We start from the raw sequence: 10,455 nt of genomic DNA on the forward strand, positions 1-10,455 counted from the left end.
CAAGCGTTAGATAACCGTGGTTTTCCAGCCTCCCTGATCGAGGCCGATGGTTATCTATCCCGGGACAGGAGGTCTCGTCATGGTTAAAAAAATATCCCCTAAAACTGCTCAGTCGCTTGATACAACAACCGCTGCGGTACAACCTTTCGATGTCATTCGCGAGTTACCCTACGCGACGATTCAGTACGCAGCCAATAACAGCGTGTTGTATCCAATCGACGCAATCGATGGCACCTCGGCAACCATTGCCTTTGCGGGCATGGGCGCTACACCGATTACTTTGTATTGGGCAATTAAGGGCCAGGATGAGCCTGCCTTTGAACCCATCGTGCAGGTTGGCAGTACCAGCGGCGGTATTGAAATGCCCATCCCCTGGCAACACGTAAGTACCTGTATCGGTCACACGGTATTGATCTGGTACACGGCCACCGTTGCCGGGCGGCTCCAGGAGTCGCTGGTCCTGGAGTTGGAAATTCAGGACATCAGGGAAGTGGATCTACGCGAGTCATTGCCGGTGTTTGAGCACGCCAAGCGAAATAGCCCCACAGACCCCACTGTCGTGCTGGATATGCACACTTTTAAGGGCGATGAAACCATCCGGATCAAGGCATGGCCGATGATTCAGGCTGGGCAGCGCCTGTTTGTCACCGTCGCGGGTGACCAGCACCAGGTGCCGTATCAATTTATCTGGGTGGCCTTTGACCATCTAGTGAAGGCCGCTGAAGCAGATCCTGATCATATTTTCGAGTTCAGGTTGTCCCGTGGCTGGATGTCGCGACGGCAGGACTACTCGGCTCTGACTGCGCACTTGGGAGTCATTTGGGACGGCACTGAGCCGGTGCTGCCGGCGGCGGATGATCCGGTCCATGAGAACCCGCTGCCTATTAATGCTCAGGACTTTCACCTGCGTACCTCCACGCTGTTGCGAGTGGACCCTGCGCTGGACTTGCCGCCACCGCACCTTAAAGAGTCGGTGGATTGCGGTGCCGATGGTTGGCTGGTGAGCCCGGTCAACACCGTAGACGGTGCGCATCTCGTCATTGCTTACGAGGGCATGCATGCCGGGGATATTGTCTGTCCCAAGTTTATGGGGACACCGGGGCCGGGTTCGCCTGCCCTTGAGTGCCGCACCGTACAGGAAGGTGAAGCCAGCCTTGAGTTTCGGGTACCGCCTTCGGCTATCAGTGCCAATTTCGGGTTGCCGGTCACGCTGACCTATAACGTCAGCCACAGCGGTACCGGTCCGTGGCATTCACCGCCACGGGAAGTAAAGATCCTGGATATCACCGGGCTGCCGACTCCGGCAGTCGAGCAGGCAACCGCAAGCACGTTGGACCTCAATACCTTTTCCGGTGATGCCGATTGCACGGTCATTCCCTGGCCTTATATCGCGCTAGGGCAGCCTTGCTGGCTGTGGGTGACAGGTGAATTGGAAGATGGCGCTGCCTACAGCTTCCAGGTGCTGGAGGGCGAGCCGGTTACCGCAGAATGGCTGGCCAGTGGTGTTAACACACCTTTGCCCCGCAGCGAGCTGCAAAAGCTGGCGGATTGCAGATCTTTCGAAGTGCATTTTTCCGTGAATTTCAATGGTCAGTCCGATAAGGCCAGTGCAAAGAAATTCCCGGCATTAACCCTGGGTATCGTTCAGGAAGACCTGGTACTCAAGGCGCCTACGGTGCGGGAGGCGGTGGGCTCGCAGTTGACGGTGTACAACGGCCGGGACGGTGTGACGGTACGGGTGGAGTACGAGCGCATCAGCCCTCATCACACGATCAGTGTGCGCTGGATCAAACCGAATGGTGAGATCCTGCCGTTGGCTTCCAAGCCGGGTCATAGTGACCCAGGTTACGTAGACTTCCCAATTCCCCGTGAGGCGGTGATTGGTGGCATCGGTAAAACGATCTTGATTAACTACACCGTCACCAGCGCCTGTAAGTTGGCGCCTTCCAAGACCCTTGCGTTGCAGATCAGTGTGCCGGTGCGCTTGCCCACGCCTGTGGTGCCGCAGGCGACTAACCGCATATTGGATTTGCGCACCTTCCCCGGGAACGCCAACATTACCGTGGAACCATGGTGGTTTATCTTGCCCGGGCAATGCGTCTGGTTGCGGGGTGTCGGGACGTTGAAAAGTGGAGGCTCCTACACGATCAATGTGTATTTGGGCAAAATCGTGATTGCCGCCGAAGTGAGCACAGGGCTGGCGGATATTTTGAGTCGGGCCCAACTTGATCTACTGGCAGATGGCAGCCTTCTGGCCTTTACCTGCAAAGTGACGGCTGATGGCAGCACTAATGAGAGTGCCGCAGTGGTATTCCCGGTATTGCAACTGACAGTGCGCTCGCCTCTCGATGACTTCACCCCGTTTACTGGCAATAACTGGAACAACTGGCGTGCCGGGCCAGCAGCCCTTGGTGAGATGAGGTACGCCACGTTCTTTGGCAAAACCTGCGTGGCCAACGGCACTGCCAGTACTGCCAGTGTGGGCGTCGTCCTTTATAAAGACTTCACGGGGCTTCAGGTCGGCGCAAGTTATGAGTTCAGCATTCTCGCATGCACATACAATGGCGCTGCTCCAATGCCAAGGTTGTCGCTGAGGACCAGCTCCGGGGTTGTTACGGGGGTCACGACCTTTTACAGCATGGCGTGGACACCGCTGAAGGGGACGTTTGTTGCAAGCGCGACATCCATGCGGCTGGAGATCTGGAGTCATGAGCCGTCAGGCATATCCGGCAACGACTATGCGATCACTGATATCCGGGTGCGTGGATAGTCGAAAGGCCGTTTTACTCTGAGAAATGCTCCTGCCTTTGGCAGGAGCATTTTCTTTTTCAAGTCACTTCGCCCCCAGAATTTTCACCAACTTATCCGGCGACGGCGCCCCTTGCTGTTGCTGCAACTGGCCCTTGTCATCCAGATAGAAAATCGCCGGCGTCGCCGACAACTCCAACTCTTGCATCAATTGCATATTGGCATCGAGCTTGGCCTGGATCTCGGCAGGAATCTTGTCCAGGGCCTTGAGCTTGCTGCCTTTGCCGGCGGTTTCATGTTCTTGCAGGGCTTTTTGCGTGTCCTTGCTGGCCAGCAGCGCCGCCGACTTGCCCGGGCTGTCTTCGCGAATAATCCCGACCATAATGTGCCGCAACTGCACCTTGCCGGCCTTCACCCACGGCCGTGCCTGTTCCCAGAACATGTTGCAGTACGGGCAGTTGGGGTCACTGAACAGGTAGACGGTGCGCGGGGCATCCTTGTTACCGTCCTGGATCCAGCTGCTCTGTTCCATCTTGGCCCAGACTTCCTTGGCCATCGGTGCGTACACCAGCTTTTCCAGGGGTGCGGTGCTCAGGTCGTTGCCGCTTTCGTCGTACAGGTTGCCGGCGATCACATGTTTACCGTCGGCGGTGAGGTACAGCGCCATGCCACGGTTCTGGTATTGCGCGGCGTAGCCCTTGAGGCCGCTCGGCGCGTCGAAGCTGCCGACGATCTTGGCGCCCTTGGCTTCGATTTGCTTGATGGGCGCCGGCCATTCTTCGGCGTGGGCCAGGGTGGCGGCGAGGGTCAGGGGCAGCAGGGTCAGCAGGTGGCGGAGGCGGGGCATAGGGGTTTCCTTGTTGGGGCCGGCTTGGCGGAGGTGGCGTCGGTCTCAAAGTGTTCCATGGCGCGGGCCAGGCTGGCCTGGGACAGTTCGCCCAGGTGACTGTTGATCAGGCGTCCGTCGGGTTGATAAAACAGCGTGGTCGGCAAGGCCATGGAGCCTACGGCCTGGCCGAGGCGGCCACTGGCGTCGAACAGTACGTTGTCCAGGTTCAGGCCCTGGGTGGCCAGGTAGGTGATGACGCTTTGCATGCTTTCGGCCTGGTTGACGAACAGAAAGGTCACGTCAGGTCGTTGTTTCTGGGCGTTTTCCAGCACGGGCATTTCCCGTCGGCACGGCGGGCACCAGGTGGCCCAGAGGTTGATCACCAGTGGCCCGCCCTGATAGTCGGCCAGTTGCACGGTTTCACCATTGGCGTTGCGCAGGCTGATGTCCGGCAGGCGCGTGCCTTTTTCATAGATGTTCAGGGAAAAACTGGTCAGCGCCCAGAATGCCAGCCCGGTGATCACCCCGGCGCTCAACGGTTTGCGCAGGGCCGGGCGACGCCAGCCCCACAGCAGCGCACCGAGCACCAGCACGATAACCCCCGGCCAAGCGAGAAAGCCGCCGTCGCGCAGGTCGATGATTTGCAGCGGGTCGTCACGGTAGTACGCCCAGTACATCAGCACAAAGCTGATGCGTGCGCTCAACATGCCCAGCAGGAACAGGCTGAACAGTACCGATTCCGGGTTCTCGCCACCGCGCTTGGCCACACGCCAGCCCACCAGTGTGGCGAGGATCAGCGCACTGATCAGCAACAGATGGTTCAATGCGATGGCAAAGGTGCCGATGGTGAAGGTCAGCATCAGAGGGCGTCCCGGGTCTGGGTCCAGCGTTGCAGGAAGGTCTCGGCGTTCACTTCACCAGTGATGCGCTGGCTGCGGCGCTCCTCACCGTCGGGGGCGATCCAGACGAAGCTCGGTGGCCCCGGCACCTTGTAGCGCCCCATTAGTTCGCGGCTGGCGGCATTGTCGGCGGTGACGTCCAGGCGCAGCAGGCGCACGTCCTTGAGGGCGTCCAGCACTTCGGGTTTGCCGAATACCTGCTTTTCCATGATCTTGCACGACACGCACCAGTCGGCGTAGTAGTCCAGCAGCACCCATTGACCCTGAGCCTTGGCGCTGTCCAGTTGGCTTTGCAGCGCGGTCGGGTTGTTGATGGTGACGAAGGCGTCATGGGCTGTCGGCGCACTGGCGCCCCGCGAGCCGCTATAGACCTTCAGCGGTTGCCACAGGTCATCGCTGCCTCCGGCTGCACCCACTGCCAACATGCCACCCCACAGCCCCAGCACCAGTGAACCAGCGCCCAGGACCATGGAGACACGTCCGTAATCGCGGGCCAGGCGCCAGCCGCAGTAGGCCATGACCAGCGCCAGCACGCCCCACAAACCAATCCACAGGGTTTCACCTACCACCGGCCGGATCATCAGCACCGCCGTGGCGAGGAACAGGAAGCCGAAGATGCCCTTGAGCACGTTCATCCATGTGCCGGGTTTGGGCAGGAAGCGATTACCTACGGTCACCAGCAACAACAGCGGTATACCGATGCCGATGCCCATGGCAAACAGAATCAAGCCGCCGTGCAGGGCGTTACCGCTCTGGGCGATATACAGCAGGGCGCCAGCCAGGGGCGCGGTCATGCACGGGCCCACCAGCAGGCCGGACAAGGCGCCCAGCACCCCGGCACCGATCAGGCTGCCGCCGTTTTGCTTACGGCTGGCGTTATCCAGGCGATCACGCAGAAACGCCGGCAATTGCAACTCGAAGAAACCGAACATCGGCAAGGCCAGGATCACAAACAGCGCGGCGAAGCTGCCGAGGATCCAGGGTGTTTGCAACAAGGCGGCCAGGTTGGCGCCCAACAGGGCGGCTAGCACGCCCAGCGCGGCATAGATCAGCGCCATGCACACCACGTAGCTGGTGGCCAGGGCAAACCCGCGCCGCGGGCTGGCGCCGCTGCCGACTACCAGCCCGGCAAGGATCGGCAGCATCGGCAAGGAGCAGGGGGCGAAGGCCAGCAACAGGCCCAGGCCGAAGAACACCAGCAGGCTCCAGCCCAGGCTGCGTTGTTGCAGCCCACTGGCCAGGCTCTGGTCTTGGGCTTCACTGGTGGCAGAGACGGCGGGGTTGCCGCCCAGGTCGACGGTGAGCGATTGCGGCGGGTAGCACAGGCCGGCATCGGCGCAGCCCTGCCAGCTCAGCTTGATCTGGCCGGTGGCGTCTGCCTGAATCTTCACTTCAAGGCCCTGGCGATAGACTTGCTGCTCACCGAAGAACTCGTCACTGTGGGATTCGCCTTCCGGCAACACCGGCTTTTCGGCCAGGCCGTCGAACTTCATGCGCTGCTGGTACAGGTAATAACCGTCGGCAATCTGCCAATACAGCTGGGTTTCGCCGGAAGCCAGGCGCTCAGAGGTAAAGGTGAAGGCTTTGCCCACCGGGAGGAAATCGGGTTTGGTCTCGAAAGGATTGTTGCCAGGTGCGGCCTGGGCGAATCCAGCGAACAATACCAGCAGGAAGATAAACAAATGCCGCATGGTCAAGCCTTAGTTCGATGCAAGAGGGACACACAATGTGTGGTGTTGATTAACCGATGATTAACCGGGGTTATTCTAAGGTGTACGGATTTTCTGATGCTGCCCTTATCAAGGGCATAATGCGCGCTTAATCCGCCGGTCTTCTAATCACTCTTTTTGCAAAGGGCTCACCATGCACGTACTGGTCTGTGAAGACGATGAGCTGATCGCCAGTGGCATTGTTGCCGGCCTCAGCGCCCAGGGCCTGACGGTCGAGCGCGTCGGCACCGCCGCCGCTGCCCGGGCGATGCTCAAGGTGGCTGAATTTGACGTGATGGTACTCGACCTCGGCCTGCCGGATGAAGACGGCCTGAAACTGTTGCAGCAACTGCGTAGCCAGGGCTTGGAAATTCCGGTGCTGATCCTCACGGCGCGGGACTCGGTAACCAACCGTGTCGATGGCCTTCAGGCCGGTGCCGACGATTACCTGCTTAAGCCGTTCGACCTGCGCGAGCTTGCAGCACGCCTGCACACCTTGTTGCGACGGGTCGCCGGGCGCAGCGTCAACCTGATCGAACATGGCCGCCTGAGCTACAACCCCAGCAGCCGCGAAACCTTGCTGGGCGGCCAGCCGGTGGACCTGTCTCGCCGCGAGCAGGCGCTGTTGCAGGCCTTGCTGCAAAATCCTGGCCGGGTGCTGTCCAGCGAGCAGCTCAAAGACAGCGTCTACGGGCTTAATGATGAACTGGAAAGTAACGCCTTGAACGTGCATATCCACCACCTGCGGCGCAAATTGGGCAATGGCATCGTCGAGACCGTGCGCGGCCTGGGCTATCGCTTGGGCCCGGCTAATGGTGGAGAGGACGCTTCGTGATGAGCTTGCGCCTGCGGCTGACCTTCAAGCTGGGCGCCGCCTTTGTGCTGATCTGGGCCCTGGCGGCGGCCTGGATGCTCAACGACCTGCGCAACCAGATGATGTTCTCCCTGGATCAGCGGCTGGTGGCCTCGGCGCGCATGGTGGCAGGGTTGATGGAACAGTTGCCGGAGCTGGCGAGCAAGGGCGAGGGCACCCATCTGAGCGCCGAACAACTGAATGTTCCTGGCGGCATGGCGTGCCAGGTCAGTTCCTTGCGCGGGGAAATTCTGGCCCGCAGCCACACCACGCCTGATCAGGGCCTGGAGTCCCAGAAGAGCGGCTTTCGCGATCAAATGATTGACGGCACGGTCTGGCGCAGTTTCACCCTGGCCCGTGGAGATTTATTTATCACCACCGCCGACCGTCAAGTGGAGCGCGAAGCCTTGAACATGTCGATCCTGCTGGCGGCGTCGGTGCCCGTCGGCGTGGCGCTGCTGGGCTGCCTGTGCCTGTTGTGGCTGGGCATCGGCCAGAGCCTGCTGCCGCTCAACCGTATGCGCGACGCCTTGATGCGCCGCAGCGCCGATTCCCTGGAGCCGTTGCAGATTCATCCGCTGCCCAGCGAGCTCAAACCTCTGCTCGACACCCAAAACTTGCTGTTGCAGCGCATCGCCAAGACCATCGAGCGCGAGCGGCGCCTGACCGGCGACGCCGCCCACGAACTGCGCAGCCCGTTGACGGCGATCAAGACTCACCTGCAAGTGGCGCGCATGACCGACGGTGCGGCCCGCGACCAGTCCCTGGCCCACGCCGAGGAGGGCGCCGACCGTCTGCACCACACCCTTGAGCAATTGCTGTTGCTGGCGCGTGTCGAGGGCAGCCTGTCATTTGACGACGGTTTGCAATCGAGTGCCGAGCAAGTGGCGCGTCTGGCGATTCAGGACGCCAATGCCGGGGACAATCGGCGGATCGACCTGATCCTGCCGGACAATGTGTCCGAGGCCCCGGTGGAAATGCCGGTGGGCCTGGCCGTTGCCGCCTTGCGCAACTTGCTGGACAACGCCTTGCGCCATACACCGGCAGATACGCGGGTGGAGCTGAGCGTATTTACCGCCGCCGACAGTGTGGTGTTCCGCGTGCGCGACCATGGTGCGCCGATTTCCAGTGAAGACTTGCAACACTTGACCCAACGCTTCTGGCGCAACGGCAACAGCGCCGGTTGCGGCCTGGGGCTGGCGATTGTGCAGGCTATCGTGCAGCGCTGCTCTTGCTCGCTGAAGTTCGACAGCCAGGCTGATGGCCTGCGCGTCGACCTGGGGATGCCGCTGCGGCGCTGACAGCTGCTTTTCAAAAAACCACACACCAAAAATAGTTACCGCCATTTTCCGGCCCCGTTCGGTTCTACCGACATCCTCGGGCGTTCCAGATGCACTTTTGGTCCACCGATTATTGCGGGCGGATGGGCACTGAAACCTGCGCGATTCTTTATGCGTTGAATGAAAAATACACGGGCAGTTGAGGAAAATTCTCACATTCCTGTAGGTGGCTAGTTTTTTAGCGGTAGGTTTTAACGCTGCGGGTGTAAATCCTCTCCTTGTTGATGCGTTTCCAGAACAGGAAATCCGTGCGCATGCCCTCCTGGGCCAGGCGCCGACGGGTTGGCAGTTTGGTCACCATCATCAGCGTATTGAGGGGTCGAGAGATGTCAGTCGCTACCAGCCGTACTGAAGATTTGCAGGTGTGTGTCAGCCCACAGCCTGCGGAAACGCTCTATCAGTTCGATGATTCACCGCTGTTGGCCCGCCAGCGCCAGCAGGAGTCCAACGCCCGCAGTTATCCTCGACGCATTCCCCTGGCCCTCAAGCGGGCGCGGGGGATTTATGTCGAAGACGTCGAAGGTCGTAGTTTTATTGACTGCCTGGCCGGTGCTGGCACCCTGGCGCTGGGTCACAACCATCCGGTGGTGATCGAGGCAATCCAGCAGGTGCTGATCGATGAATTGCCCTTGCACACCCTGGACCTGACCACGCCGGTCAAGGACCAGTTTGTCCAGGACCTGTTCGGGCTGCTGCCGGCGGAGTTGGCGCGGGAAGCGAAGATTCAATTCTGCGGCCCGACCGGCACCGATGCGGTGGAGGCCGCGCTGAAACTGGTACGCACCGCCACCGGCCGCAGCACGGTGTTGTCGTTCCAGGGCGGTTATCACGGCATGAGCCAGGGCGCGCTGAGCCTGATGGGTAGCCTGGGGCCGAAAAAGCCCCTCGGCGCCTTGCTGGCTAATGGTGTGCAGTTCTTGCCGTTTCCCTATGACTATCGCTGCCCGTTCGGTTTGGGTGGTGTGCAAGGGGTCAAGGTCAATCTGCACTATCTGGAAAACCTGCTCAACGACCCGGAAGCAGGCGTGTTGCTGCCAGCGGCAGTGATCGTCGAAGTGGTCCAGGGCGAAGGCGGCGTGATCCCGGCGGACCTTGACTGGCTGCGCGGCCTGCGGCGGATTACCGAACAGGCCGGTGTGGCCTTGATCGTCGATGAAATTCAGAGTGGTTTCGGTCGTACCGGCAAGATGTTTGCTTTCGAACATGCCGGCATTATTCCGGACGTGGTGGTGCTGTCCAAGGCCATCGGTGGCAGTTTGCCGCTGGCGGTGGTGGTCTATCGCGATTGGCTCGACACCTGGCTGCCGGGGGCCCACGCCGGGACCTTTCGCGGCAATCAGATGGCCATGGCCGCAGGTTCGGCGGTGATGCGCTACCTCAAGGAACACAACATTCCCGCTCATGCAGCGGCCATGGGCGAGCGCCTCGGTGAGCATCTGCGCATCCTGCAGTGCGACTTCCCTCACATGGGCGATATTCGCGGCCGTGGCCTGATGCTTGGCGTGGAACTGGTGGACCCGAACGGCACGCCGGATACCCAGGGGCATCCGCCCGCTCATCGGCAATTGGCGCCGCTGGTGCAGCGTGAATGCCTCAAGCGTGGGTTGATCCTTGAGCTGGGCGGGCGCCATGGCAGCGTGGTGCGCTTCCTGCCGCCGCTGGTCATAACGGCCTCGGAAATCGACCGGGTGGCGGAGATTTTTGGCCGTGCCCTGAAGGCAGCGGTGGCCAGCCTCTAATTTTTCCAGACGGCGGTACGTTTCTACTACATCAGTGTTGCGCGTGGTGCGCAGCCAGCCTTTCAGTGACGGAGAACAGCAATGACCTCAGTATTTGACCGCGAAGACATCCTCTTTCAGGTGGTGGTCAACCATGAAGAACAGTATTCCATCTGGCCTGACTACAAGGCTGTGCCACAGGGTTGGCGCACCGTGGGTAAAAGCGGAATGAAGAAAGAATGCCTGGCCTACATCGAAGAGGTGTGGACCGACATGCGTCCGCTGAGCTTGCGCCAAAAGATGGACAGCCAGGTGGTTGCTGGCTGAAATGATCATTCCCACGCAGAGCGTGGGAACGC

The 10,455-nt window shown here is 60.5% G+C and carries 9 protein-coding genes and 1 pseudogene; 6 read left to right on the forward strand and 4 right to left on the reverse strand.

What is annotated here, in order from left to right:
• Positions 1 to 79: 79 nt before the first annotated feature.
• Positions 80 to 2,770: a hypothetical protein gene (locus tag ACZRKZ_RS23910; RefSeq protein WP_463982932.1), complete on the forward strand. Its 2,691-nt coding sequence runs from the start codon at positions 80 to 82 to the stop codon at positions 2,768 to 2,770.
• A 63-nt stretch (positions 2,771 to 2,833) separates the two neighbouring features.
• Here the strand turns inward: ACZRKZ_RS23910 and dsbG are convergent, their stop codons facing one another.
• From dsbG to dsbD, 3 genes are read right to left on the reverse strand one after another with little or no spacing between them, the layout of a single operon-like run.
• On the reverse strand, positions 2,834 to 3,595 hold the full coding sequence (dsbG, locus tag ACZRKZ_RS23915) for a thiol:disulfide interchange protein DsbG (RefSeq protein WP_463982933.1): 762 nt from the start codon (positions 3,593 to 3,595) through the stop codon (positions 2,834 to 2,836).
• Positions 3,571 to 4,437 carry a TlpA family protein disulfide reductase gene (locus ACZRKZ_RS23920; protein WP_463970226.1) on the reverse strand — a complete coding sequence of 289 codons (867 nt, stop codon included), beginning with the start codon at positions 4,435 to 4,437 and terminating at the stop codon, positions 3,571 to 3,573. The genes dsbG and ACZRKZ_RS23920 overlap by 25 nt, the downstream gene beginning before the upstream one ends.
• The gene (gene dsbD, locus ACZRKZ_RS23925; RefSeq protein ID WP_463982934.1) at positions 4,437 to 6,167 is read right to left on the reverse strand and encodes a protein-disulfide reductase DsbD; all 1,731 of its coding nucleotides are present in this window, start codon (positions 6,165 to 6,167) and stop codon (positions 4,437 to 4,439) included. Before dsbD ends, ACZRKZ_RS23920 begins: the two co-directional genes overlap by 1 nt.
• 172 nt (positions 6,168 to 6,339) lie before the next feature.
• On the opposite strand from dsbD, the gene ACZRKZ_RS23930 reads away from it, so the two are divergent.
• The 3 genes and pseudogenes from ACZRKZ_RS23930 to ACZRKZ_RS23940 all read left to right on the forward strand — a co-directional run.
• Complete coding sequence (locus tag ACZRKZ_RS23930) at positions 6,340 to 7,020, forward strand: response regulator (protein ID WP_149414700.1); 681 nt, start codon at positions 6,340 to 6,342, stop codon at positions 7,018 to 7,020.
• Positions 7,020 to 8,339: an ATP-binding protein gene (locus ACZRKZ_RS23935; RefSeq protein WP_149414701.1), complete on the forward strand. Its 1,320-nt coding sequence runs from the start codon at positions 7,020 to 7,022 to the stop codon at positions 8,337 to 8,339. Before ACZRKZ_RS23930 ends, ACZRKZ_RS23935 begins: the two co-directional genes overlap by 1 nt.
• A 62-nt stretch (positions 8,340 to 8,401) precedes the next feature.
• Positions 8,402 to 8,521 (forward strand): annotated as a pseudogene (locus ACZRKZ_RS23940) (N-acetylmuramoyl-L-alanine amidase); the annotation flags it as partial.
• A 35-nt stretch (positions 8,522 to 8,556) separates the two neighbouring features.
• On the opposite strand, the gene ACZRKZ_RS23945 reads toward ACZRKZ_RS23940, so the two are convergent.
• Complete coding sequence (locus ACZRKZ_RS23945) at positions 8,557 to 8,682, reverse strand: hypothetical protein (protein ID WP_463970223.1); 126 nt, start codon at positions 8,680 to 8,682, stop codon at positions 8,557 to 8,559.
• A 22-nt stretch (positions 8,683 to 8,704) separates the two neighbouring features.
• On the opposite strand from ACZRKZ_RS23945, the gene ACZRKZ_RS23950 reads away from it, so the two are divergent.
• Together ACZRKZ_RS23950 and ACZRKZ_RS23955 are read left to right on the forward strand one after the other, a co-directional pair.
• Entirely contained in the window at positions 8,705 to 10,117 is a 1,413-nt protein-coding gene (locus ACZRKZ_RS23950) for a diaminobutyrate--2-oxoglutarate transaminase (protein WP_463982935.1), read from the forward strand.
• 81 nt (positions 10,118 to 10,198) lie between these two features.
• Positions 10,199 to 10,423, forward strand: a complete 225-nt coding sequence (locus ACZRKZ_RS23955; RefSeq protein ID WP_149414703.1) for an MbtH family protein — start codon at positions 10,199 to 10,201, stop codon at positions 10,421 to 10,423.
• Positions 10,424 to 10,455: the final 32 nt, after the last annotated feature.

The organism is Pseudomonas sp. c313 (assembly GCF_055407145.1).

Coding starts and splice junctions, on each gene's coding strand:
- ACZRKZ_RS23930 (WP_149414700.1), top strand. CDS start 6,340: ATGCACGTACTGGTCTGTGAAGACGATGAGCTGATCGCCAGTGGCATT.
- dsbG (WP_463982933.1), bottom strand. CDS start 3,595: ATGCCCCGCCTCCGCCACCTGCTGACCCTGCTGCCCCTGACCCTCGCC.
- ACZRKZ_RS23910 (WP_463982932.1), top strand. CDS start 80: ATGGTTAAAAAAATATCCCCTAAAACTGCTCAGTCGCTTGATACAACA.
- ACZRKZ_RS23955 (WP_149414703.1), top strand. CDS start 10,199: ATGACCTCAGTATTTGACCGCGAAGACATCCTCTTTCAGGTGGTGGTC.
- ACZRKZ_RS23935 (WP_149414701.1), top strand. CDS start 7,020: ATGAGCTTGCGCCTGCGGCTGACCTTCAAGCTGGGCGCCGCCTTTGTG.
- ACZRKZ_RS23920 (WP_463970226.1), bottom strand. CDS start 4,437: ATGCTGACCTTCACCATCGGCACCTTTGCCATCGCATTGAACCATCTG.
- ACZRKZ_RS23950 (WP_463982935.1), top strand. CDS start 8,705: ATGTCAGTCGCTACCAGCCGTACTGAAGATTTGCAGGTGTGTGTCAGC.
- ACZRKZ_RS23945 (WP_463970223.1), bottom strand. CDS start 8,682: ATGATGGTGACCAAACTGCCAACCCGTCGGCGCCTGGCCCAGGAGGGC.
- dsbD (WP_463982934.1), bottom strand. CDS start 6,167: ATGCGGCATTTGTTTATCTTCCTGCTGGTATTGTTCGCTGGATTCGCC.